This is a genomic window from Larkinella insperata (assembly GCF_026248825.1).
Lineage (GTDB): Bacteria > Bacteroidota > Bacteroidia > Cytophagales > Spirosomataceae > Larkinella > Larkinella insperata.
Genome location: NZ_CP110973.1, coordinates 5,586,795 through 5,610,658, shown reverse-complemented (window position 1 = coordinate 5,610,658; position 23,864 = coordinate 5,586,795). Strand labels below are relative to the sequence as shown.

Genomic DNA, 23,864 nt, shown 5'->3' with positions numbered 1-23,864 from the left:
TTCTACGCTGGCTCAAGACCACGGATCGTAAATGGAGCCTTTACTTGCTTTCGGTTATTTCCAGTACGACGCTGGCCCGGCGGGCATCCACCTGCGGGTTGAAGCCGACGGTCATCAGGTAGTCGCCGGAATAAACCGGCTGGTTGCGGTTGACGGGGGAGGCCGTGCCCGGATAAACGTTCAACTCCTGAATGGTGTATTTCTTGGCCGGATTCAGACCCTTCAACCGGATCGGAGCCTGGCTACCCTCGCGGTACCGGTTGCCAACCAGGTAGTTAAACCAAACCGCCCGATCCTGTTTTTCGCTGACGTAAACCAGCGAGGCCAGGTCGCTCGTCTGGGGAGACACCAGCCGGAACAGGTCGCCCTGCCAGATCACGTCTTTTACCCGGCCGTAGGTTTTCAGCGCGTCCTGACTGAAAGCCAGTTCCTTCTCATCCAGTTTGCTCACGACAATGTCGTACCCCATTTTTCCCATCATGGCCACGTCCGTCCGAAATTTAATTGGTTGTTTACCCCAGTCGGTGATGTGGTTACAGGTGGCAATGGACGGATAGAAGTAGGAGTAATTCCATTGGATGAAAATCCGCTCCAGACCGTCGGTGTTATCGCTGGGCCAGAACTCGGTGAAGTATTTCAGCGCCCCGTAATCCACGCGACCACCCCCGCCCGAGCACAGCATCAGCGGCAGGGTCGGATACTTGGCCCGCACCCGGTCCAGCACCTTGTAGAGCCCCATCACGTAGTCTACGAACAGGTGGGAGGGGTTGGGGTTGGTGGCCGAAAAGGCGTTGTAGATCACGGCGTTGCAATCCCACTTGATGTAGCCGAGCGTCGGGTTTTTCGCCAGGATACCGTCCACTACGCCGTAGACAAAATCCTGCACTTTTGGGTTGGAGAGGTCCAGCACCAGTTGATTTCGGAAATAATACTCCGAACGGTTCGGCAGTTTGATGACCCAGTCCGGGTGTTTTTCGTAGAGTTCGCTTTTCGGGCTGACCATCTCCGGTTCCAGCCAGATTCCGAATCGGATGCCCGCGCTTTCGGCCTCCTTCACCAGATACCCCAGACCGTGCGGCAGTTTCTGCTTGTTTTCCTGCCAGTCGCCCAGGCTGGTGTGGTCGTCGTTGCGGGGGTATTTGTTGCCAAACCAGCCATCGTCCAAGAGAAACAGATCGACACCCAGTTTCTTACCGTCCTTGAACAAGGCCGTTAGCTTTTCCTCGTTGAAGTCGAAATACGTTGCTTCCCAGTTGTTGAGCAGGGTCAGGCGGTTGCCTTCACCCTGCGGAATGCGGTGTTTGCGCGCCCAGCGGTGCAGGTTCCGGCTGGCCTGTCCCTTGCCCGCACCGGAGTAGGTAAACAGAAACGCCGGAGTTGTCAATTCCTTGCCGGGGGCCAGCGTGTATTCCGACGCGTACGGGTTGATGCCCGCAATCAGCCGCAGGTTCCGCAGCGGATCAACCTCAAACTCGATTTCGTAGTTTCCCGACCAGGCCAGGGTTCCGGCTATGACCTCACCGGTTTCTTCGTCGGCGGGCTGGTTCAGGGCCAGCAAAAAAGAAGGTGCCTGAAACAGATCGGCCCGCGTACCGAGTTTGGTGTCGAGCACTTTCAGACCCGCCGTCAACTGAATTTCTTCCGGATTCATTTCCTTCGCCCAATCGCCGTGGAAATGCGTCAGGTAATACTTCTGGGCCGGAACGTACAGGTTGGCCGACGCGTATTTCTGCAAACGAACGGCCTTCTTTTCCGTGTGCCGGATGCTCGACCACTGTTCAATCACGTCTTCTTTCTGATACGCTTTGTAGTACAGAGAGACCTCGAACGGGTACTGCGGGTCTTTGAGGTAAACCGTGGTCAGCACCACGCCATCGGCCACGTTCCGGGTTTCGTGCCGCACGTACCGCAGGTCCGACGACGGGTTGCCGTCGGCGTGGGCCACCTGGAGGGCGGGTTCGAGCAGGTTGCGGCCCCCGGCGGGGGTGTACGCTGAATTGTAAATTTTAGTGTAATCTTCCCCGCGCTTGCTGTTGTCCGGCAACAGGCCGTAATCAGCCGCATTTTGCAGGCGTTTGCCGAGGTGCACAACGGTGGGATCACCGTCTTTATCCACGCGGATGACCAGGGCCGTATGATCGGTTTCAATCGCAATGTGGGTGTCGCCGGGCGCTGCCGGGAAAGTGGCTGTAGAGAAAAAAAGGAAAGCCAAAAGTAGAATCGTGAATCGCATAGTGCCGGGTTCGGTTAACGACAACAAAGCTAAGAAAAGATAGCGCTATTGTGATTCGCCAAGCCGAAACCCGGCCTAAAAACCGTTGGCCCGCGCCGGGTCAGGCAAACCGGATTTCGTCCAGGGCCGTAAAGACGGCTTTGCCCAGCGTTCGGCCCTGCGTCACCATCTCGTCCGCTCCCTGCGACGGTCCGCCGATCCGCAGCACGGCATCACAATGGGCCAGCAAATCAATGGCGACGGGGTGAAAAATCTGGTTGAATACCGGATCACCGAGGCCCGTCGAACCGGCTGTTTCAAGGAGGGGCAGGGCCACCCATTCGCCCAGCATCGGCAGGTAACCCCGTTCGAAGAGTTGCAGGGCTACGTCAGCCATCTGCTGCACATTGGCGGCAATTTTTTCGGGATCGTCGTTGGTACCGGAGCGGTACGGACCCGCTACCAAAATCATTTTCTTCATGGTGTAAATTTTATCACGGTTTTAAATCAGTGACAAAATTAAAAATCAAATGATTGGTATTGATCGATATTGATCTGTTTTGATTGAACGGTATTTGTGGCCAGTTTGCTGCAATGAAAAACCCGTCAACAAACACCTTTTTGGGCGCGTTGGCGGGTTTCCCTGACTGGATTTTCTATTCGACTTCGACGATCATTTCCACCTCAACGGCGTAGTCGGAGGGGAGGGCGGCAACGCCCACCGCCGAGCGGGCGTGCTTGCCTTTGTCGCCAAACACCTTGACCAGCAGGTCGGAGCAGCCATTGACCACTTTCGGGTGATCTGCAAACTCGGGTGCGGAGTTGACCATGCCGAGCACCTTGACCACGCGCTTTACCTTGTCCAGATTACCGATTTCGGCCTTCAGCGAAGAGAGCAGGCCGATGGCCGAGAGTTTGGCGGCTTCGTAGCCCTGTTCGATGGTCAGCTCCTTGCCGAGCTTGCCTTTGATGCCCGAGCCGTCGGCGCGGTTGGAGACGTGGCCCGACAGAAAAACGAGGTTGCCCGTCCGAACGGCTTTTACGTAATTAGCCAGGGAAGCCGTGGGTTTGTCCAGCGTAATGCCCTGTTCTTTCAAGTTGGCTTCCACCGACTGACCGAAAGCCGTGCTGGCGTACAGGGAAAAACCGATGATGAAAAGTGTACCGAATTTTCTCACAAAGAAATCTGGTTTGGGGTAGGTAATGGTTTGAGCCTGAATGTAGGCATTAACTGCGCATTTCCTGCATAACCTGCTGGATAATATCGACCCACTCCTGGGTATATTCCCGTTTGGGTGTGGTATCCCAGTTGCCAACCAGCCCGTTGCCGCCCAGGTAAATACCGTCTTTGCGCGCAATAATGTTAGCTCCTTTCGTGATGAGTTTGTAGGTTACTTCCGACTGCGGAATCAGGCAGGCCAGTTGGCCCGAAACCGGCGTCAGCTCGGCATCGTTGAAGATTTCCTTCGCGCCTAGCCCCATGCAGTTGACGACACACCGTTCGGGCAGGGCGTCGATGTCTTCCAGCCGTTTGATTTCGTGAACCTGAAGTTTGCCGCCCAGCATGATGAACGTGCTCATCTGGTGGTGCAGGTAACTCGGAATGTTAAACATCATGTTGGAGCGCCAGGTGACGAAATCAGCCCCAAATGAATGGTCTCGCCGGTTGATTTCCTGTGATTTGGGAACCAAACCGTCGAGGTGATAGACTTCCCCGCCCAGGGCCGGGTTTGAGGGGTTGATGGGTTTGGCCGGAAAAACGTTGTACTCGTCCACCCAGGCGGCAATGTCGTCAAGCCCGAGCATAAACTGAAACCGCCGGAACGAAAACCGGGTGGCAGCCTCCCACACCGCCTGAAACTCCGGCGTGGCTACCTTGGGGTCACAGACGCGCGAAGCCGGAGACCAGGTGCCCGTCGCCAGATTGCTGGTAACATTCGGGGGGAGGTCTTTCGTGTAGATGGTTACTTCGCAGCCTTTTTCCTGAAGCAGCCGGGCCGTCGCCAGTCCAACCGTGCCGGAACCCAGCACGGCCACTTTCTTTTCGCCCGTGGTCATGACCAGTTCGCGGGCCAGGTTGCCGGTTCCCCACGACAACGACCAGCCGCTGCCGCCGTGGCCGTAATTGTGCACAATGGTTTTGTTGCCCAGGGCTTCCTTGGCAATCCGCGGCCCCGACGCCCGGAAAGGCCGCAGCCCGACGGTTTCTTTCACGATCCGGTCCAGCGAGAGCTTCAGTTTGGGAACGCGGTGCATGGGGTGCCCGGCGATGTTGCGGTAGCGGGGAGCGCAGGACGTCAGGCCGGAGGCAAGGGCCAGCGAACCGGCGCCCGCCGTTTGCAGAAAATGTCGACGATTCATAGTCGTGTACCGGACCGTTACATCCGGGTTGGGAGAAATTGGTTAGGTGGTGGTTGAACGATTGCCTGAAAAGACAATCGAAATGAAACGGTAAGCGGCCGGAATAAATCTAGCAGAGTTTTTTATAAGACAAAATATTCTGTGGTGATCTTATAAAATATATCCTACTAGTTTTTTAATAATGACAATTTGCCAATCCTTGTACTGCTTGGTGATTTACGAAAATGAAGTCAGAGCCTCAATTCAAATCAACTTTCAGCCGTTGAACGGGGTTAGTTAGTAAGGTGCAGTCATTGCGGTCTGCATGGTAGATAATACAACCCCAAAAATCATGAATAAACGTCAGATTGGAAATTCGGGCCTGCAAGTGGCCCCGCTCGCCTTTGGCGGCAACGTATTCGGCTGGACCACCGACGAACCCACTTCGTTTCGGCTGCTGGATGCCTTCGTGGACGCCGGATTTAACCTCATCGATACGGCGGATTCGTATTCCCGCTGGGTGCCGGGCAACGAGGGCGGGGAGTCAGAAACCATCATCGGCAACTGGCTGAAACAGCGCGGAAACCGGGATCAACTGGTGATTGCCACGAAAGTGGGTTCGGACATGGGCTCGGGCAAAAAAGACCTTTCCAGCGCCCACATCCGCAAGTCGGTGGAGGACTCGCTGCGCCGGTTGCAGACGGATTACATCGACCTGTACCAGTCGCACTACGACGACCTGGACACGCCCATCGAGGAAACGCTGGCGACTTACGCCGAACTGGTTAGGGAAGGAAAAGTGCGGGCCATCGGAGCATCCAACCTGGCCGGCGGCCGGATTGTCCAGTCGCTGGAAATCAGTCAGCAAAACGGTTTTCCGCGCTACGAAAGTTTGCAACCTGAATACAATCTTTACGACCGCGCTGGATACGAGCAGGAATACGAAGCGATTGCCCGCGAGAACGGCCTGGGCGTATTGCCGTATTTCTCGTTGGCCAGCGGTTTTCTGAGCGGCAAATACCGTTCGGAGGCTGATTTTGCAAAAAGTCAGCGCGGGCAGGGCATGAAAAAATACCTGAACGACCGGGGTTTTGCCATTCTGGATGCGTTGGACGAAGTGGCCAAACGGCACAACGCCAACCCGACCCAGATCGCCATTGCCTGGCTGATGGCGCAGCCAACCATCACCGCACCGATTGCCAGCGCCACCCGCCCCGAACAGTTGCAGGACCTGATCAACGCCACGGAATTGACGCTGGACGATTCGGATCTAAATACGCTGAATTCGGCCAGTGTCGCCGAATCACTTCAATAAGGCCATCACGGCTTCGTCGCCCACGACGGCATTGGCCGGGCGCGGATGCGCTTCGTTGAAGACCTGCAAATCCGTTGGTTTCAGCAGAACGTTCGGACTTTCGTCAATCTGACCGTTTTTCTGAACCCGGTTCAAATCAAGCTTCAGGTGTTTGGCCAGAAACCGGTACGCAGCCGCCCGTTTCGAGGGGCCGTAATCGTGTTTTTCGTTGGCAAGGTGCACGTTTTCGAGCCGGTCCTGCGCGCCGTAAAACTCGTAGATACGCCGGATGTGGGGATACTCCACATTCGGCGTGTTGAGGGTCCAGTCGCCCCCGTCCGAAATCATAATCATGGGTCGGGGAGCCGCCAGGGCCGCAATTTCGACGTTATTGGTTTCGTGCGTCGGGCGTTTGTGAATGGGCATCCCGCTCTCGCACACGCAGCCGCCGAAAAAGTGCGCCGAGACCATCACCACCGGCACCGAGACTTTCACCCGCGAATCCAGGGCCGTCAGCAGAAAGGTCTGCGTCCCCCCACCGGATTCGCCCGAAACCGCCACCCGCGCCGGATCTACTTCGGGCAAACCCGTCAGAAAATCGAGCGCCCGGATGCTGTTGAGCGTCTGAAGCTTAGCCGCTTCCGGAATCTTATGGTCGCACTGCTTTGAATCGCCGTAGCCGAGCATGTCGTACACAAACACCACGGCCCCCATGCGCGCCATCGTGATGCAGCGCTGCTGGGTCTGCTCCACAAACCGGGCGTCCTGGTTGGCGGTGTGTCCGTGCGGACACAGCACCGCAGCGGTTTTGCCGGAAATGCCAACGGGTTTATACAGGTTGCCGGTGACGTAAAAACCGGGCAGACTTTCAAACGCCACGTTTTCAACGGTATAGCCATCCATTTTCCGCAGGCTGTGCCGGATCGGTTTGAGGGGCGCGAAGGCCGGTTTGGCCGGGAGCTTCATGCCGTCGCGGATACCCTGCCGGATCTGGGCCGCCCGTTTTTCCCACGAAGCCCGGTCGGCATAGGCTTCTCCGCATTGCGCTAAGGCTTTGGCGCCGTCGGGTTCGCTGAAATATTTGCCCTGGCGAAGGTCGGGCCGGTCGGGATTCGGTTGGGCGAAAGTGGCAACGGGCAGCAGAGCCCACAGACAAGCGGAAAGAAACGAAGGACGCATTACAGAACGGGTTTTAGGATCGCGCTAAAGTAACAAAAAAATAGCGTCATTTGCCGGAAAGCCGTTTATTTGCAGTTTCCAACCAAACGTTCCTGTTCATGACCCCGCATCCGAAATCGCTGCTCTTATTTTTTCTAGTATTTCTATCGACTTTATATGAATCTGGGGCGCAGTCGTCTCGCCAACCCAATTTTATTGTGATTCTGGCCGATGATCTGGGCTACGGTGATCTGGGCAGTTACGGCCACCCGACCATCCGCACGCCGTTTCTCGACCAGATGGCCGCGGAAGGCACCCGGTTTACCCAGTTTTACGTGGCGGCTAACGTCTGCACGCCCAGCCGCGCGGCCTTGCTCACGGGCCGTCTGCCCATCCGGAACGGTATTTTTGGCAAACGTGTGGTGTTCTTTCCCAACTCGGCCAACGGCCTGCCGCACAGTGAAGTAACCATCGCTAATGCCCTGAAAACAAAGGGGTACGCGACGGGGTTGGTTGGCAAATGGCACCTGGGTTCCAAACCGGAATACCTGCCGCTCCAGTACGGGTTCGATTCGTATTTCGGGCTGCCGTACTCCAACGACATGGGAAAGGTAGGCTCTTTCGGGGGAGCCGCTTCCACGCAGGCGGTACCGGCCAACACCAATCCGCCCCTGCCGTTGTACCGGGATAACAAAGTGGTTGAAACCGAGCCGGATCAGCGTCAACTGACCAAGCGTTACACCGACGAAGTGCTGAAATTCATCACGGCCAACCGGTCGAAGCCGTTTTTTATGTACTACGCCAGCCCGTTTCCGCACGTGCCGCTGTATGCTTCGGCTGATTTTAAAGGAAAAAGCAAACGCGGTTTGTACGGGGATGTCGTCGAAGAACTGGACTGGAGCGTCGGGCAAATCCTGAAAAAGCTGAAAGACCTGAAACTGGACAAAAATACCCTAGTCGTTTTCCTGAGCGATAACGGACCGTGGTTGATGAAAAACCGGCTGGAAGAAGTTGGTGGTTCGGCGGGGCCGCTGTACGAAGCGAAAGGCTCGACCTACGAAGGGGGAATGCGCGTTCCGGCCATTTTCTGGGGACCGGGCACCGTGAAGGCCAACACGGTTTCGACGGCGGTGGCCACCTCGATGGACATTCTGCCGACGATCCTGAACCTGGCGAACGTGCCGCTGCCGAAAGATCGCCCGCTGGACGGCCAGGACATCACCGATTTGCTCAGGGGCAAAAAAGACAAAGGAACCGAGGTGGTGTATTACTACGATTCGGACCGGTTGTACGCCATTCGGAAAGGCCCCTGGAAGGCGCATTTCACCACGCATCCGTCGTATTCGCCCGAAGCGCCCGTGCCGCACGATCCCCCGTTGCTCTACAACCTGGAAGTTGACCCCGGCGAGCGGTATGAGGTGGGTAAAAAGCACCCGGATGTGATCGAAGGCCTGAAAAAAGAGTTTGAAAAACACCGGTCGGGCGTGGTCGCCGTTGAGCCGTTGCTGGACGCCATTGTGGAAAAGTAGCCGAAATTTGCGATTTTTGGCTTTCCGCAATCGCTCTGTTTTTTTATGAAGAAAATCCTGTTTCTGCTTTGCTGGTCGGTATCGGCGCTGGCCAATGTCACACTGCCTTCTGTGCTCAATTCCAACATGGTTTTGCAGCAGCAGACCGAGTTGGTGCTCTGGGGCTGGGCCGATCCAACCGAAAAAATAACCGTCTCGGCCAGTTGGGCCAGCGCCCCCGTCAGCACCACCTGCGCCGACAACGCTGTCTGGAAAGTGAGCTTGCAAACGCCCCAGGCCGGTGGGCCGTATACGATTACGATCAACGGCCATAACAAGGTGGAGTTGACCAACATCCTGATCGGCGAAGTTTGGTTGTGTTCCGGGCAGTCGAACATGGAAATGACGGCGGCCGGGGGCGTAAAAGACGCGCTGGCCGAAGCGCCGACGGCCAACAACCCGAACATCCGGTTCTTCAAAGTGCCGAGACGGGCCACGGAAGCGCCCCAGGTCGACGTGCGGGGTAACTGGGTCGTTTGCGATTCGTTGACCATGAAGCACTTCAGCGCGGTGGGTTACTTTTTTGGCAAGAAATTGCAAAACACCCTGAACGTGCCCATTGGCCTGATTGATGCCTCGTGGGGCGGCTCGTTCATGGATTCGTGGCTACCCGAGACGATTGCCATGCTGTATCCGGAAACCCGGCGGTCGGCGTTGGCGATGCCCAAAGCGCCCTGGGCACCCAACAAAGCCGGTGTGCTTTACAACGGGATGATTGCTCCCCTGACGGGCTTTCCGATTGCCGGGGTGATCTGGTACCAGGGTGAAGCCAACCGGCACGACGCCCCGGCGTACTACAAAGTGACTCATACGCTGGTGGATTCCTGGCGGGGCGTCTGGCAGAAGGATTTTCCGTTTTACTACGTACAGATTGCTCCCTTCACCTACGGCGACAAGTTCCAGACCGCGGCCACCCGCGAAAGCCAGACCCGGGCGATGGACATTCCGAAATCCGGCATGATCGTCACGACCGATCTGGTGCATAACCTCAAGGACATTCACCCGGCTTATAAGAAGGAAGTCGGCAACCGGCTGGCGGATTGGGCCCTGGCCGAAACCTACGGTCAGAAAACGGGGCTGTACAAAAGTCCGCAATACCGTTCCATGGCGGTGGAAGGGGCTAAAATCCGGATTGCGTTCGACAATGCCCCCAACGGGTTGGTCGCCAAGGGGAGCGAGGTAACGGAACTGGAAATTGCCGGGACCGACAAGGTATTCGCAAAAGCGCAGGCCCGCGTCAAGGGCAATACGCTGGAGGTCTGGTCGGAAGCCGTGAAGAACCCCGTGGCCGTTCGGTTTGCCTTCCGCGATGCGCCGGAGCCGAATCTGTTCAGCAAGGAAGGTTTGCCGGTCATTCCGTTCCGGACAGATGCCTGGGATTTGGGTCTGCGGGTGGATAGCAAGCAATGACAGAAGGAGGGTTTGCAAAGGTCAACTCGTAGCAAGTTTCTTTATATTTAATTTACCCTTACGGGAGCAAATAATGAGCTTCGGTAAGGGTAAATTCATTTGGCAGGTAAAGAGGTCTAAACCTTCGCTCCCGAGAAGGGTTATCTTCCGTAGAAACAAACTCAACTCTGCCACTCATGCACTACGGAGATACGGTAAAACACACGGATGCGTCCATCAATAACGGCCACCCCATGATGGTTTCGAGCATGAATGAAGAAGAAACCCAGGCCCTGTGCCGACTCGATGACGACACGGAGGAGTGGTTCGACGTGGCGGACCTGACCGTGGTCGGTGAACTGGACGACAGTTTTATCTAAACCGTTTTACATATACGTGAACGGGTTCTTCGAGTCGATGTAGGTAATCTTTACGTCCGGCAGTTTGGGTTGCAGCCACGGCACCAGCCACTGCATCCCCGGTGCTTCGCTCATGATGTGGCCCAATACGCCCAACGACAGTTTCTGTCCCTGCTGGCGGGCATCCCGGACGTATTCGGCGGTTTCCCACTCGCTGATTTCTCCGCACAAAATCACATCCGGCTTAACCTCTTCGAGCGCCAGAATGTGACTCCGACCACCCGAGGCCCCCGGCATCAGCAGCACCCGCTGGCACGACTGCGCCGGATCGCCCACCACCCGCATCGTTGCAATGCCGAGTTTCTGTTTGGCGTGCGCAATGAGCTGCTTCAGCGGCAGGGGGGCGGGGAGCGTAACCAGCCGTGGATTTTTTGCATCCGAATACGGGGCCCAGCCCAGCGAGTCCAGCACCCCTTTGTAGATACCGTCCGGCCGGTGCGAATGCCAGTAGTCGTGGAACCGCCAGACGGCGATGCCGTTTTTCTCCAGCAGGGCGTATTTCTTTTTGAATACCGCGTCGTTTTTGAGCCAGTCGGTTTCGTCGGCGTGGTTGTAGAACGTCGGTTCGTGAACGATGATGAAATTGGCGCCCAGGCTGGCGGCTTTTTCAATCACTTCCATCGTGGCAAACATGGCCGAAACAATGCCGGTTACGCGCTGATCGCGGCTGCCGGATTTCAGCGTATCGACGGTTTTCGGAAAGGGCGCGTTGGGAATGGTTTTCAGGATCATATCCATCACCTGACCCACCGTAACGGGCTCGGCCGACTGCCCGGCTGAGTCCAGGGGAGCAAGGCCCGATACCGTCAGCAGGACCGACGCTTTGGTAAGGTTACTGACAAATTCTCTTCTTCCGGGGTTTTCGGGTTGTGTCATGATGGGGTTCGTCTTTATGAATTGCGCAAGGCGTCACTTCAATTCCTCCAGGGATTTTTTCATGGCTTCAATCTGGCGCTTTCGCTGCAAAACCGTCGGGGCCGCTACCCGCTCGCGGCAGTCGAAAATCCCGCACCGTTCGCAGGCTTCGTTGACGATCCGCTGCGGGATGCCGGGCGCCAATGGGTTGAGAAACCGCAGCTTATCGCGAAGGGTATCGTTCATCTTAAAACACATCGACACGCTCATGTTTTGCTGCTGGTGGGGCTGGTACGACTGCGCCACCGATACAATAAAGAACGTGTTGCCCGTGTCGGCGTAGGTCGATAGTTGCGCCTGACACAGAGCGCCCGTGTGGTTTTTGTTTTTTTGCAGAAACGTCAGCTCCTGAAGGATCGTCAGGGCCACCCAGCGACGGCAATAATGCTCATCCATCATGCTTTTGGGACCCTGCTGCCGGGTCAGGTGCATTTCCTTCGTCAGGTGGAAATCCGTTTGCCCGGCGGTGTTGTTGAAGCGGTAGAAAAACAACTGGTCAATGCCGAAATGTTTGGGCAGCAGGTTACTCAGGCGGTAGAAAAACCGTTCGGGCGTGGCCTGAAACGACTGAATCAGCGCCAGGAAATTCTCGTTGCTCCAGGTCGGTGCGTCGAAAATGGCCTGCAACCGCGGGATGAGGTCCTCCCGGCGAATCAGGATAGCGCCGGCAAAGTACGAAGCTTTGTAATTGTTCAGAATCTGCTCAAACGACTCAACCTCCACGTACGAATACGTATACGGACGGCTTTTCAGATTCAGAAACTGAAAACCGACTTCCCGGGCCAGGATAAACGTTTTCTGTTCCGCCGACAGGTGGCTGTTGAGGTAGAGGGTACCGGATTCGGGGCGGAATACGGAGCGCAGACCGGCCAGTTCGGGGTTGCTCTCCCGGTCGAAATAGTGGATCGTGTAGTTATAATGCGTTCGTAATAGGCTAATTAGTAAAGGGTCGTCGACCTGGGCGCGCCCCGAGGCAAATTCCGTCAGGAACCGGTCGCATTCTTCTTCGATGTCTTCGAAGTGATTGTCGTGCATTTCCTGGTACGACCGCAGCACTGACATGTACAGCCGTTCGACGCTGACGTGGTAACTGCGCCCGATGTTCATGACGGTCGAAATCATGGCGCTGACTTTGGCCGGTGCTTCGGCCAGCAGTTCAAGCAGGTCGGCGGGATCAATGCCCAGCAACTCGAGCGGAATTTCGGTTAGAAAGCGCGAACGGAGCAGTTCGGAAATGGGCTCCAGTCTTTTGCTCAATTTCAGCGAAACCAGCGTGTCGTAGTCTACGTCCATGGCCTTGGCCAGGGCGGCAATCTTATCGGTTTTGGGGTATTTGCGCCCCTTCTCAATTTCGGTCAGGTACGATACGGAAAGCCCCGAGCTCTGGGCCAGTTCACTGATCGACAATCCTTTATCCAGCCGGATCTGCTTAAGTTTCAGACCAAAAAGTAATCGGATATGATCGGGATATACGGCCACTGGATACGAATGTTAAATAGGTGTCAGAAGTAAAATTACCGCTAAAAACGACGGCAAACAAAAAGTCCACCCGGTAACTGATCAGACCGGATGGACTTTGGGAAGCAATGAGCAGGGCTTAGCGTTTCGCCCCTTTATAGGATTGGGTCCATTCAACCAGCGTACCATTTTGGTTTACTTTGGTCAGGGCGGTTAACGTCAGGTTCTTGCCTTCGAATAACCCGGTGCCGGTGTATTCGCCATCGTATATTTTGTTGCCAAATGACAAATTATTGCGGGTGCGGTTGACCGTAAACTGCGCGCCATTGAGCTTAACCACGTCCGTAGTCGTAAGGCCGGGAAATTCCGTCGTGAGCTTCATTTCATTGGCGGCTTCTCCTTTTGCCAGCGTAATGGTTCCTTTACCGCTGTCTTCGCTATAATTAGGAAAGCCCGGCGTCACACTGGTTCTTGACGTGTAGTCAATGTCATATACACCGATGTATTGTTCCCGCGGATCCACGTCTTCGCCGGAAGAGCCGCCTTTTTTACAGGATGCAATACTCAATACTAGGATAAAAAGGATGGCGATGCGTTTCATTGTGCCAGTGAAATGGTTCAAAGTTGAAATGTTGATAGGGTCTTTCTCGCAATAAAACGAAAAGGTGTCCTGAAATGATATATTTCGCAGCAAAGGAAGCACCAAAAAGCGGTGGCATCAATGAAAAATGACCACCAGCCGGGCGGAAAACCGTTTTCCCGGCTGGTGGTCATTCGGTGTATCGGCTGGCTTAGGCCAGGGTGGCATCAACGCTGATGGCGGTATTGAAGAGCTTGGAAATAGGGCAGTTTTTCTCGGCATCGGCAACCAGTTCATCAAATTTTTCCTGGCTGATGTCGGGCACGCTGGCCGTAACCGTCAGTTTGGAACTGCTGATGCTGCCGCTGTTGGTATCGAGGCTAACCACCGCTTTGGTGTCGATGGAGGTGGCGGTAAATCCGGCTTCCTGCAGGTTAAAAGCCAGTTTCATGGAGAAACATCCGGCGTGGGCAGCCGCTACCAGTTCTTCCGGATTGGTACCAACGCCGTCGGCAAAACGCGTATTGAAGGAATACTGCGTGTCTTTGAGAACGGTACTGGCGGTGCTGATCGTACCCTTGCCGTCTTTACCGGCTCCTTCCCAGCGGGCGGTGGCATTGCGTTTAATTTCCATAGTTATGGGTGAATTAGAGTTTAAGGCGGTAAAGTAAGAAATGTTGGGGAGAGGCCCCTAACAATCTTACGGTCCGGCGAAAAATTAATACGGGCTACACACAAGGGCCTGCAAGGCGCCGAATCCGGCGCAGCTGAGCGGAGATTTTTGCAAAAAAACACCAAGGCATTTCTCCGAAGCTAACCTAACGCCGACACGCCGGTAAGGACTGCAGAGCCCCGTTATTCCGGGCGGAGTTTGCTCCGTTTCCTGCCGTACAAAAAGTAGATCAGTAACCCCAGCGCCAGCCAGATGAGCAGCCGCAGCCAGGTATCGCCCGGCAGGGAAAACATCATGACGGCGCACGTCAGGATTCCCAGAATGGGCACAACCGGAACCCAGGGCGTGCGGAACGCACGGGGGGCATCAGGTTGTTTTTTGCGCAAGATCATCACGCCCAGACACACCATCACAAACGCCAGCAGCGTGCCAATGCTGGTCATTTCGCCCACCACCCGAATCGGAACGAATCCGGCAAATAGGCCGATGAACGCACACAACAACAGGTTGGCTTTGTAGGGCGTGCGAAACCGGGGGTGAACCTCCGAAAAAACGCGGGGCAGCAGGCCGTCGCGGCTCATCGAAAAGAAAACCCGCGATTGCCCCAGCAAATCAACCAGAATAACGGAAATGTAGCCAATCAGAATGGCACCGATGATGAGTTGGCCCAGCCAGCGGTACGGGGTTTTATCAATGGCAATGGCCACCGGGGCGGCACTGTTCTTAAAATCGGTGTAATGAGCCATCCCCGTCATGACGTGGCCGAACAGCACGAAGAGAAACGTGCAGACCACCAGCGAGCCGATAATCCCGATGGGCATATCGCGTTGGGGGTTGCGTGCTTCCTGGGCCATGGTGGCCACGATATCAAACCCGATAAATACAAAAAACACGACACCCGCCCCGCGCAGCACCCCACTCCAGCCGTATTCGCCGAACACCCCAGTATTGGCCGGAATGTAGGGCTGGTAGTTGGCCGGATCGATGTACTGCCAACCCAGGGCAATGAATACCAGCACCACCAACACCTTCAGCGCCACCACAATGGCGTTGATCAGGGCCGAACCCGAAGTGCCCCGGATGATGATGGCCGTTACCAGCACCACAATCAGAACCGCCGGAAAATTTACGTACCCGGATACAACGGCTCCGTCGGCCCCGGTGGCCGTTTCAAACGGCGATAGGGTAAGCTGCGGGGGCAGATACAATTCGTAAGCACTAAGAAAACGATTCAGGTACTGCGACCAGCTGATGGCCACCGTGGCGGCTCCTACCGAGTATTCCAGCACCAGATCCCAGCCAATGATCCAGGCAAACAACTCCCCCAGCGTCGCGTAGGCGTAGGTATAAGCGCTGCCCGCTACCGGAACCAGGGAGGCAAACTCGGCGTAGCACAGGGCACTGAACGCACAGCCAACCGCAGCAACGATAAAAGACAGCGTAACGGCGGGTCCGGCGTGGTTGGCGGCTGCGAGCCCCGTCAGGGAGAACAAACCGGCCCCGATGATCACACCGATGCCGATGGCAACCAGATTAAACGCGCCCAAGGAACGTTTGAGGGTACTTTGTCCGCTTTCGGCGGCCTCCTGCCGGAGCAGGGCGAGGGATTTAATGCGCATGGAGTCAAAATCAGTCGGCGAAAATTAAGACTTCAATCTGACAAACGGTGAATTCCCTTTCAATAATTAGGTACGATTGATCGGGTACGGTTGATCGCCAGCGGGTTCATTTGATTGAATGTGTTGGGAATCGGAAGCATTAGGGGAACGTTGAAGAGCAGAATTCGTCCAAGGGCGGCTCCGCCCCGGTTTGGAAACGGTCCAATAAAAAAGTCCTCGCCCTGTTTGGGCGAGGACTCCAACCGGTTGTTTCCATCAACACGGTTTAGTAACCTGGATTCTGCGTCAACTGGCTGTTGATCTGCATTTCCCGGAACGGGATGGCGTAAATGAGCCGCTCCGGTTTGACATTAAAGGCGGTGGGCAGCAGAAAGCCGTACTGACTTTTCATCCGCTCCCCGTGCTTGGTCATCACTTCGATGGCTTTTCCGGTCCGGATCAGGTCGGTCCAGCGGTGGTTCTCGAAAGCCAGCTCGTGGCGCATTTCATTGGCAACGTTGTCTTTCGTCGCCTGGGTCAGCGCCGGTAACCCCGCCCGCTTTCTGACTTCGTTCAGGTGGGGCAGCGCCTGACCCGCTTTGCCTTGCTCCACCAGACATTCGGCCAGCAGCAGCAGCGCGCCCGCGTACCGGTAGACCGGCCAGTTTTCACCGGTGTTAAATTCGCGGTTGTAAGGCGGGTGGAAGTACTTGCGAACAAAGTAATAGTAAGTTTTGCCCGCCGTGGGTTTGTAGTCCGTCACGTTTTTCACCCCTTCCGCCGTAAACAAGTCTCCGGCGCTCAGCACGCCGTCGATCACGCCGATGGAGGCATTGAGCCGCAGGTCGCCTTTTTCGTAAGAATTCACCATTTCCTGGGTCGGCACGTTCCAGCCACCACTGTTGTCGCCGGCGTAATTGTTGGCCTGAATGCCCAGAATGACGTCCGAATTAGACATTTTGGGAATAAACCGCCAGATGAAATTGCCCTGCTGACCCACGTCACCGGCCAGGTACTGAATTTCAAAAATCGACTCCTTATGGTTTTTGTTGGCCGGATCGTAAATGGCGGCATAGTCGGTCAGCAAACCGTAGTTCATCTTGGTGATGTCCGTCAGTTCGGTTTCGGCCAGCGCATATTCGCGGGTTGGTTTCGACATGTAGCTGTAAGCCAGGAGCATTTTTCCCGCCCCCTTGGTTGCCCGGCCGCTCTGCGGGAACGTAGTGGCCACCGGCAGCAGCGGAATGGCTACTTTCAGGTCGGCAATGACCTGGTTGTACACTTCTTCCACCGACGAGCGGGGCAGAAAAGCACCGTCTTCCGAGGTTACCTCTTCCAGTTGCAGCGGTACCCCGCCGAAGTGCTGCACCAGGTCGTAGTAATAGAAGGCCCGCAGGAAGTGAGCTTCGCCCAGAATCCGGTTTTTGGATGCTTCCGGGAGCGTAATGCCGTTGATGCGCGAAAGGATCGTGTTGACCCGCGCAATACCGGAATAGGCCGCGTTGTAGCGGTTGCTGATAAAGCTATTGGTGTTTTGGTCATCCAGAAACTGCGCAATCACTTCCGTGCTCAGGTACGGCCCGCGGTCGCCCGGGTAGTAGGTGAAAAAGCTGTTGTCGGACCGCATCTCGTCCATGAAAACCCCGCTTACGGCAATCTGACGCAGGGGTTCGTAGGAAGCATTCAGGGCCTGGTTGAAATGTTCTTCGGTTTTAAAGAACGTGGCCGAACTGAGCGTCGTGGGCGGGGCCAGGTTCAGGAAATCGTCGCTGCACGCGCCCAGCCCGAGGGTAGCCGTCAGCAGGTATATCAGTTGTTTTTTCATGGTTGTTTCTCTCCTTAAAATTTAACATTCACCCCCAGCGTATACACGGACGAGATGGGGTACGAACTGATGTCGACTCCCTGGTTCAAACCGTTCAGGCCGTTGTTGCTTACTTCGGGGTTCATGCCCGGATACTTCGTTAGAATCAGGGCGTTCTGCGTACTGAAATACAACCGGGCTTTTTTCACGAACGGGTTGCTTTTGATCGGGAAGTTGTAGCCGACGGTGATGTTTTTAACGGCCAGGTACGAACCGTCGAAAACCCAGCGGGTGTTGTTGTAGCGAAACAATTCGGTGGTTCCGCTGCGGGTCCGGGGAATGTTGCCGTTGCCCGGGTTGTCTTCCGACCGCCAGCGTTGGGCCACTTCCTTGGTCACGTTGAAAACCCCGTCGATGTTTTCCGTCCATTCCAGCGTACCGTCGATGATGTCGCCACCCACCGCCCCGGCAATGACCACGCTCGCGTCGAAGTTTTTGTAGGCAAATTCGTTGGTAATGCCGTACAGGAAATCGGGGTTGGGATTGCCGATGATGGTGCGGTCGTTGAAGTCAATGACACCATCGCCGTTGAGGTCTTTCATCCGGACCGTCCCGACCATCGACGAGGCATGTTTGGGCTGCGAGGCAAATTCTTCCTGGGTCATGTACACCCCGTCGTACACGTAGCCCATAAACTGACCCAGCGGCTGACCCACCTGGGTGCGGTTGTAATCGCCCTGGTTTGCGTTTCCGCCGATTGGGGTGTTGTTGGTGCCCAGCTTCACGGCTTTATTCCGGTTGAAGGAAATGTTGAAGTTGGTGTTCCACTTGAAGGCCCCGGTCATGTTGCGCGATTCAATCCCGATTTCGTGTCCCCAGAAATTAAACTGCCCGATGTTGGACCGGATGCTCGAGAAACCCGACTGGTTCGGAATGTCGATGGCGTACAGCAGACCGTCGGTTTTTTTCCAGTAGTAATCGTAGGTCAGGAAGACCCGGTCGCGCAGGATGCCCAGATCCAGACCCAGGTCGTACTGGACGGTGGTTTCCCAGGTCAGGTTGTCGTTGCCAATCCGCTCGAGCCGACGGCCCGGAGACACGTTGTTGTCGAAAACGTAGTTTGTGGTGGCAACCGACGCCAGGTAGTCGTAGTTTCCGATGTTGTTGTTACCGGTTTTTCCGTAACTGGCGCGGGCTTTCAGGTAACTGATCTGATTCAGGCTTTTCATGAAGTCCTCATCCGAAATAACCCAGCCCAGCGACACCGAGGGGAAGTTGCCGTACTTGGTGTTGGCACCGAACCGGGAGCTGCCATCCCGCCGGAAGGCCAGCGATAGCAAATACCGCCCCGCGTAGTTGTAATTCAACCGGCCGATGTACGACAGCAGCGACCACTGGTAGGCATCGCCGTTTCCGACCCGAACATTGGCCGCGTTGATCCATTCAATTTCGTCATCCGGATACTGCGAAGCGTTGATGGCACTGGATTCATAGCTGGCTTTCTGGGCCGAATAACCGGCCAGCACATCGAAACTGTGTTGTCCAATGGTGCGGTTGTAGGTCAGCGTGTGTTCCAGCAGCCAGGTCAGGTAGTTGGTGGTTCCGTAACTTCCGATGGCGGGCAGGGGAGGGGCCGAAAACATGCCGCCCCGGGCCGTTGATGGTTCAAACGAACGCACGATGGTGTTGCCCACATCGGTGTTTGCGCTGATTTTGTAGGTTAAGCCCTTTAGAAGATCAACCTCGCCGTAAAGATTCGCCAGGGCGTTAAATTCCTTCGTGGGATTCACCCGCTGGGTCAGCACCAGGTAATAGTTCGGGTTGGCAAACATCCCGGGGGCGCTGAACGAAATGGGGTAGGTACCGTCGTCGTTGCGGTATTTCAGCGAGGGGTCCATCAGAAAGGCCGAGCCGATGATGTTCCGCCCACCGGCCAAACCGGGGGTGATCTGACTCGGGCGGTACGAACCCGACAGGTTAAGGCCAAACCGAATCCGGTCGGAAGCATGGAAGGTGCTGTTGGCCCGACCCGTAAAACGCTCCGAGTAGGTGTTAAGAATGACGCCTTCCTGTTTGTTGTAGTTCATGTTGAGCGCCGTTCTGAACTTGTCGGTTCCCGAGGATAAGCCCAGGTTGAAGTTCTTCGTTGGGGCCGACCGCAGCAGGATGTCGAACCAGTCGGTACCGGGGTTGTTGATGTACTGATCGGGGTTTTGGTAAACCGACGGAACGCCCCCCGTGTAATTTTCGTACCGGGCCTGATCTTCGTAGTATTCCTTTTTGAAGTTGGCGAACTCGTAAGCGTTCATCACGTCCGGGCGGCCCCGCTTCGACACTCTCTCCATCCCGTAGTACGAACTGAAATCAATGTTGGTCTGACCGCTTTTGGCCTGCTTGGTGGTAATCAGGATCACCCCGTTGGCCGCCCGAGAACCGTACAGCGACGCTGAAGCGGCATCTTTCAGCACCGAAACCGACTCGATTTCGTCGGGGCTAATGCTGGTGATTCCGGCCACCGTCGGAAAACCGTCGATAACCACCAGGGGGCTGTTTCCGCCGTTGATCGACGCCTGCCCCCGCACCCGGAACGACACGCCCCGGCCCGGTTCACCCGAGGTTTGGTTGACCTGCACACCGGCCAGGCGACCCTGCAACTTCTGGCCGAGGTTCTGCACCGGAATGTCGGCAATTTCGGTGGTGGCAATGCTGCTGACGGCCCCGGTTACGTCGCGTTTTTTCTGGGTTCCGTAACCAACAACGACCACTTCTTCCAGCGCTTTGGTGTCGGGTTTCAGGTTGACATTGACCGTCGCTTGGTTGCCCACGGCGATTTCCTGGCTTAAGTACCCCACAAATGAATAGATCAGGGTAACGTCGCCGTCCGGAACGCTTAGCGTGTATTTGCCCTCGCCATCGCTGGAGGTTCCCCGCTGCGTGCCTTTAATCACGACGCTGACGCCGGGCAGCCCACCGCCTTTTTCATCCGTGACCACCCCCGTAATGGGCCGGTCTACCGCCTGAGCCGCTGCCGCCGTTTCCTCCGTGGGTATTGGCTCGGATAGGGTCGAAGCGCTTGATTCAGTTTTGAGGACGATCTGACCGCCCACCACCTTGCAGCTTATTTTGCTGGGCTGGAAGACTTCATTCACCGCTTCAATCAGCGGTTTGTTCGAGAAGGCAACCGAAACTTTCCGGCTGGCGTGCAGCGACCGGGAGCTGTAAACAAACTTCACCCCGGCCACTTCTTCCAGTTTGGTTAAAACCGTCCGGATTTCGGTATTCGTTACTCGAAGGCTGACGGTTTTCTGCAACAATTCCTGGCCGGCGATTTCACGGGCCAGAACGCTGCCGCTGAAGACAACCAGGAGGAAAAGGGGGAGCATCACAACCCTTATCATTTTGTGACTAAGCGTTATGAACTTTCGATGATTTTTCATTCTTTTGTTTTGTTAAATCTCAGAATTTGACAATTTATTCCCTCGCTCATCTGGCAGGATAAAGCACGTTTTTGGGGAATAAGGGGGAGGCTAGGTCCGAAATGTGGCAGCATTTTGGCCTGGCTTTTCTGGTGATTTTAGCCGGACCGATCAACGGTTCGGAGGGTCCGGGGAGAAAAGATGAAGTGGGGTGTTATCATAGGAGTTGGGTTTTGGTAAAACATTTGGGTACTTTTTTTCTTATTCGCAACTGCCGCCGGACAAGACAATGCTTGTGCCTTTTACTTCGTAGCGGGCGTTAAGGGATTCGGCAATGATATCGAGCTTGACGAAGAAAGGCTGTTCGGTCAGGTCGGCCGTAACCGGGCAGTTGGTGATTCCGTCGTTAATCAGTTCAAACTTTAACCCGTAAGCGGCTTGCATTCTTTCGAGCACTTCCCGCAGCGGAGTTCCGTCGAATCGAAACAGCCGTTGTTTCACCAGTTCAACCTGCGGTTTTATCGCAATGGGTTTGACGACCAGGCTGGTTACAAAGTGTTTATTCGCGTGGTAATAAGTGACCTGCTGATTGGGGGTGAGCACAACTCCGTTGGTGGAGTTTGGTAGCCTGGTTTCGGGGGTTCTTTCCCGGTGCTCAACGATCACTTTCCCCGTCATAACCGACACGACGACATCCTGCGGATTTTGCTGGTCGGAACGGATCAGGAAACTGGTGCCGACTACTTTGGTGGCCACCTCGCCGGTGTAAACAACGAAAGGCTTCTTCTTATTTTTAGCCACTTCGAAAAATGCGTCGCCTTCCAGATGCACTTCCCGGATACCCGGGCGGAAGGGGTGGGGGTAATTGATCCGACTGCCGGGATGCAGCGTAATCCGGCTGCCATCTTCAAGTTTCACCGTTTTGTTGGTTACTCCCGCATTGACGACTTCCCGAATGTTACCGGCTTGGACAATCGGGTTTTCAAACGATTGGTCTGTTCTCAAAAGTTGGTAAGAGACCCATCCGCTAATGAGCAGGAGGGAGGCTGCCACGGCCAGCCGGAGGAATGGATTTTTCCACAAGGACCGGTGCTTCGGCTCGGGGTAGTTTTCGCGGGTGATTTGCTCCTGAATCTGCCGCCAGACCAGTTCCTGACGTTCCGCCCGGCGGCTCTTGTCGATTGGCGGGAGCTGTTCGCCCGCGTGGCTATACCAGGCGTCGATGGCAGCGCGTTCCTCGTCAGTGCAGCGACCTTCCAGGTATCGCTTCAGCAAATCGGGAAGGTCTTCAGGGCGGATATTCATGTTCCAAACAGGCTTTTGGTCATTAGCAACGGGACTGGAATTAGAGCCCGTGCTTTGCCACAAGTCACATTTGGCCGGTTTGAACCGCAAATAGTTTAGGGAATTATTGGAAAATTACCGTGGGCAGATGGTATTATAAAGAGATTTCTTCTTTAAGTACAAAGTAGGCAAGGCCGGTGACTTAGCTGGAGAGACTGACCAGCAGCACCAGGTAGGTTACAAACTCTTTCAGGTGCAGCCGAAGGGTACGGAGCGATTGGGTGATGTGGTATTCAACGGTCCGTTCGGGAATGTGCAGCGAAGCCGAAATTTCCTTGACCGTCTTATTCTCCAGGCGGTTCAACCGGAAAATTTCCCGGGTTTTGGCGGGTACCTGTTCCAGCACCTGTTCCACCGCCTTTTGCAATTCTTCGAAAGCAAGCTTGTTTTCGGCCCGATCGTCAAAATAAATGACCAGGTCTTCCACGGCGGGGTTCCAGGATTCTTTCCGGATCAGCGAGTCGCGGATGTAGTTGATAACTTTATACTTGACCGCCGTAAATAAATAGCGATCCAGGTGCTCAATGTTTAGTTTTTCGCGTCGTTCCCAGAGTTCCACAAAGATATCCTGTACGATCTCAGCCGCAGCTTCTTCCGACTGAAGTCGTCTTTTTGCGACTTCAAACAGATCGTCGAAGTAGGTCAGGTAAATGCTCTTAAAGGTTTCAGCGTCAACGTTGTTTAAACGATTGGGTAAGGTATAATTAGGAATACTCAAATGCTCCATCCAGGACGTATTAGGGCTTGTACGGCAGAACCGGTACAATCAGGATTCTAAAAAGGAATCAAATAACCACCAAAATTTTTATAAAAACCGGTGAGGTACTGTCCTGTACTTGCCTGTTTGGGTTTGCGCTCACTGCCTGGATTGCACTGGAAAGAGAGGGTGGTTTCTGGTTCGTAACCCTTCTCCCGCATGAGGGTTCAGAGCCATGCGATCTGGATGAAAAACAAAAAACCGCGCAGCGGTCAGGCTCGCGGTTTTGGTGTCAAAAGGGATTTGCGGTTACCAGATTGGATTTCGCCGGGTTGAAGGGAGGCTAAAGAAGTAGTAAGCCCGGGCGGGTAGTTTGCTACTCCGATGGGAAAAATCAACTTTCCACCCTTCGTTGCGAAACTTCTGAATGACGGTACTGGCACACTGGCTGTCAAACAGCAAAACTCTCACCTTTTTGCCAATAAGCAGAAACGATGCCCAACTCTCCAGTTGTCCGTTGATCATCGCTAATAAAAACTCTTTATCAAAAGGCTCATTCGGGGCCTGACGCTTTTTCATAAATCGGTGAGTTAAAATCGTCTTTTCCGGGTCTGTGGGGTCTTAGAAATCGGGTAGTCACTCCGTAAACAGAGCACTTGTACCAGATACGAGCAAACAGGCTTTTTAGTTGCGTATTGTCAGACGGAGGATAGGAGAGGAAGTCACTGCTGGAACGGGAGCTATTTGGTCATAAACGGCTACAAGGTCTCGGAACGGCGTTATTTTGCACTATAACGGGAAAGCGGTTTTAGCGAATAAACATACAAAAAAAAGCACACTTGCCAAAGGGGCTGGTCTGCTAAAGCCGTAAAAAGGACAAGAAGTTATCTAATGTACCTGAAAGACCGTCTTAGCCAACTTCGAGTTATTTTACAATCCTGTAAAGATAAATGAAATTTAAACAGGATACGCCGAAAACAAGGTCCCGCTTGCAACAGA

General features: G+C 54.9%; 19 protein-coding genes. 4 read left to right on the top strand and 15 right to left on the bottom strand.

Annotation, left to right across the window (positions count from 1 at the left end; all coding sequences use genetic code 11):
* Positions 1-40: 40 nt before the first annotated feature.
* The 4 genes from OQ371_RS22550 to OQ371_RS22535 all read right to left on the bottom strand — a co-directional run bounded on the left by OQ371_RS22550 (position 41) and on the right by OQ371_RS22535 (position 4,573).
* Entirely contained in the window at positions 41-2,233 is a 2,193-nt protein-coding gene (locus OQ371_RS22550) for an alpha-galactosidase (RefSeq protein WP_265990589.1), read from the bottom strand.
* Between the two features lie 100 nt (positions 2,234-2,333).
* Positions 2,334-2,693, bottom strand: a complete 360-nt coding sequence (locus OQ371_RS22545) for a DUF4406 domain-containing protein (protein WP_265990588.1) — start codon at positions 2,691-2,693, stop codon at positions 2,334-2,336.
* A 175-nt stretch (positions 2,694-2,868) separates the two neighbouring features.
* Positions 2,869-3,390 carry a RidA family protein gene (locus OQ371_RS22540; protein WP_310586591.1) on the bottom strand — a complete coding sequence of 174 codons (522 nt, stop codon included), beginning with the start codon at positions 3,388-3,390 and terminating at the stop codon, positions 2,869-2,871.
* Positions 3,391-3,439: 49 nt separating this feature from the next.
* Positions 3,440-4,573, bottom strand: a complete 1,134-nt coding sequence (locus OQ371_RS22535; RefSeq protein ID WP_265990587.1) for an FAD-dependent oxidoreductase — start codon at positions 4,571-4,573, stop codon at positions 3,440-3,442.
* 331 nt (positions 4,574-4,904) lie between these two features.
* Between OQ371_RS22535 and OQ371_RS22530 the strand changes: the two genes are divergently transcribed.
* Entirely contained in the window at positions 4,905-5,867 is a 963-nt protein-coding gene (locus OQ371_RS22530; protein ID WP_265990586.1) for an aldo/keto reductase, read from the top strand.
* On the opposite strand, the gene OQ371_RS22525 is transcribed toward OQ371_RS22530, so the two are convergent.
* Positions 5,856-7,025, bottom strand: coding sequence for an alpha/beta hydrolase family protein (locus OQ371_RS22525; RefSeq protein WP_265990585.1), 1,170 nt, complete (start codon positions 7,023-7,025; stop codon positions 5,856-5,858). The genes OQ371_RS22530 and OQ371_RS22525 overlap by 12 nt on opposite strands.
* A 98-nt stretch (positions 7,026-7,123) precedes the next feature.
* Here OQ371_RS22525 and OQ371_RS22520 point away from each other — a divergent pair, with 98 nt between their 5' ends.
* From OQ371_RS22520 to OQ371_RS22510, 3 genes are all read left to right on the top strand, one after another.
* Positions 7,124-8,533 (top strand): sulfatase family protein, encoded by a 1,410-nt coding sequence (locus OQ371_RS22520; protein ID WP_265990584.1) that lies wholly within the window; start codon positions 7,124-7,126, stop codon positions 8,531-8,533.
* A gap of 45 nt (positions 8,534-8,578) precedes the next feature.
* Positions 8,579-9,982 carry a sialate O-acetylesterase gene (locus OQ371_RS22515; protein WP_265990583.1) on the top strand — a complete coding sequence of 468 codons (1,404 nt, stop codon included), beginning with the start codon at positions 8,579-8,581 and terminating at the stop codon, positions 9,980-9,982.
* Positions 9,983-10,158: 176 nt separating this feature from the next.
* The gene (locus OQ371_RS22510; protein WP_265990582.1) at positions 10,159-10,341 is read left to right on the top strand and encodes a hypothetical protein; all 183 of its coding nucleotides are present in this window, start codon (positions 10,159-10,161) and stop codon (positions 10,339-10,341) included.
* A gap of 6 nt (positions 10,342-10,347) precedes the next feature.
* Here the strand turns inward: OQ371_RS22510 and OQ371_RS22505 are convergent, their stop codons facing one another.
* The 10 genes from OQ371_RS22505 to OQ371_RS22460 form a co-directional block, all read right to left on the bottom strand.
* Positions 10,348-11,256, bottom strand: a complete 909-nt coding sequence (locus OQ371_RS22505) for a Nif3-like dinuclear metal center hexameric protein (protein ID WP_265990581.1) — start codon at positions 11,254-11,256, stop codon at positions 10,348-10,350.
* A gap of 33 nt (positions 11,257-11,289) precedes the next feature.
* Positions 11,290-12,774, bottom strand: coding sequence for a helix-turn-helix domain-containing protein (locus OQ371_RS22500; protein ID WP_265990580.1), 1,485 nt, complete (start codon positions 12,772-12,774; stop codon positions 11,290-11,292).
* 118 nt (positions 12,775-12,892) lie between these two features.
* Positions 12,893-13,354, bottom strand: a complete 462-nt coding sequence (locus tag OQ371_RS22495) for a hypothetical protein (protein WP_265990579.1) — start codon at positions 13,352-13,354, stop codon at positions 12,893-12,895.
* 190 nt (positions 13,355-13,544) lie between these two features.
* Positions 13,545-13,967 (bottom strand): OsmC family protein, encoded by a 423-nt coding sequence (locus OQ371_RS22490; RefSeq protein ID WP_265990578.1) that lies wholly within the window; start codon positions 13,965-13,967, stop codon positions 13,545-13,547.
* 221 nt (positions 13,968-14,188) lie between these two features.
* The gene (locus OQ371_RS22485; RefSeq protein WP_265990577.1) at positions 14,189-15,625 is read right to left on the bottom strand and encodes an amino acid permease; all 1,437 of its coding nucleotides are present in this window, start codon (positions 15,623-15,625) and stop codon (positions 14,189-14,191) included.
* Positions 15,626-15,890: 265 nt separating this feature from the next.
* A complete protein-coding gene (locus OQ371_RS22480) occupies positions 15,891-17,429 on the bottom strand; it encodes a RagB/SusD family nutrient uptake outer membrane protein (RefSeq protein ID WP_265990576.1) in 1,539 nt (512 codons plus the stop codon).
* 14 nt (positions 17,430-17,443) lie between these two features.
* Entirely contained in the window at positions 17,444-20,791 is a 3,348-nt protein-coding gene (locus OQ371_RS22475) for a SusC/RagA family TonB-linked outer membrane protein (protein ID WP_265994349.1), read from the bottom strand.
* A 294-nt stretch (positions 20,792-21,085) separates the two neighbouring features.
* Positions 21,086-22,129: a FecR family protein gene (locus OQ371_RS22470; RefSeq protein ID WP_265990575.1), complete on the bottom strand. Its 1,044-nt coding sequence runs from the start codon at positions 22,127-22,129 to the stop codon at positions 21,086-21,088.
* A 181-nt stretch (positions 22,130-22,310) separates the two neighbouring features.
* On the bottom strand, positions 22,311-22,895 hold the full coding sequence (locus tag OQ371_RS22465; protein ID WP_265990574.1) for an RNA polymerase sigma-70 factor: 585 nt from the start codon (positions 22,893-22,895) through the stop codon (positions 22,311-22,313).
* Positions 22,896-23,174: 279 nt separating this feature from the next.
* Entirely contained in the window at positions 23,175-23,444 is a 270-nt protein-coding gene (locus OQ371_RS22460; protein WP_265990573.1) for a hypothetical protein, read from the bottom strand.
* Positions 23,445-23,864: the final 420 nt, after the last annotated feature.

Bases quoted from the DNA above. Each gene is read 5' to 3' on its own strand.
- OQ371_RS22520 (WP_265990584.1), top strand. From the start codon at position 7,124: ATGACCCCGCATCCGAAATCGCTGCTCTTATTTTTTCTAGTATTTCTA.
- OQ371_RS22510 (WP_265990582.1), top strand. From the start codon at position 10,159: ATGCACTACGGAGATACGGTAAAACACACGGATGCGTCCATCAATAAC.
- OQ371_RS22550 (WP_265990589.1), bottom strand. From the start codon at position 2,233: ATGCGATTCACGATTCTACTTTTGGCTTTCCTTTTTTTCTCTACAGCC.
- OQ371_RS22505 (WP_265990581.1), bottom strand. From the start codon at position 11,256: ATGACACAACCCGAAAACCCCGGAAGAAGAGAATTTGTCAGTAACCTT.
- OQ371_RS22515 (WP_265990583.1), top strand. From the start codon at position 8,579: ATGAAGAAAATCCTGTTTCTGCTTTGCTGGTCGGTATCGGCGCTGGCC.
- OQ371_RS22530 (WP_265990586.1), top strand. From the start codon at position 4,905: ATGAATAAACGTCAGATTGGAAATTCGGGCCTGCAAGTGGCCCCGCTC.
- OQ371_RS22490 (WP_265990578.1), bottom strand. From the start codon at position 13,967: ATGGAAATTAAACGCAATGCCACCGCCCGCTGGGAAGGAGCCGGTAAA.
- OQ371_RS22525 (WP_265990585.1), bottom strand. From the start codon at position 7,025: ATGCGTCCTTCGTTTCTTTCCGCTTGTCTGTGGGCTCTGCTGCCCGTT.
- OQ371_RS22535 (WP_265990587.1), bottom strand. From the start codon at position 4,573: ATGAATCGTCGACATTTTCTGCAAACGGCGGGCGCCGGTTCGCTGGCC.
- OQ371_RS22475 (WP_265994349.1), bottom strand. From the start codon at position 20,791: ATGCTCCCCCTTTTCCTCCTGGTTGTCTTCAGCGGCAGCGTTCTGGCC.
- OQ371_RS22485 (WP_265990577.1), bottom strand. From the start codon at position 15,625: ATGCGCATTAAATCCCTCGCCCTGCTCCGGCAGGAGGCCGCCGAAAGC.
- OQ371_RS22465 (WP_265990574.1), bottom strand. From the start codon at position 22,895: ATGGAGCATTTGAGTATTCCTAATTATACCTTACCCAATCGTTTAAAC.
- OQ371_RS22480 (WP_265990576.1), bottom strand. From the start codon at position 17,429: ATGAAAAAACAACTGATATACCTGCTGACGGCTACCCTCGGGCTGGGC.
- OQ371_RS22495 (WP_265990579.1), bottom strand. From the start codon at position 13,354: ATGAAACGCATCGCCATCCTTTTTATCCTAGTATTGAGTATTGCATCC.
- OQ371_RS22545 (WP_265990588.1), bottom strand. From the start codon at position 2,693: ATGAAGAAAATGATTTTGGTAGCGGGTCCGTACCGCTCCGGTACCAAC.
- OQ371_RS22460 (WP_265990573.1), bottom strand. From the start codon at position 23,444: ATGAAAAAGCGTCAGGCCCCGAATGAGCCTTTTGATAAAGAGTTTTTA.
- OQ371_RS22470 (WP_265990575.1), bottom strand. From the start codon at position 22,129: ATGAATATCCGCCCTGAAGACCTTCCCGATTTGCTGAAGCGATACCTG.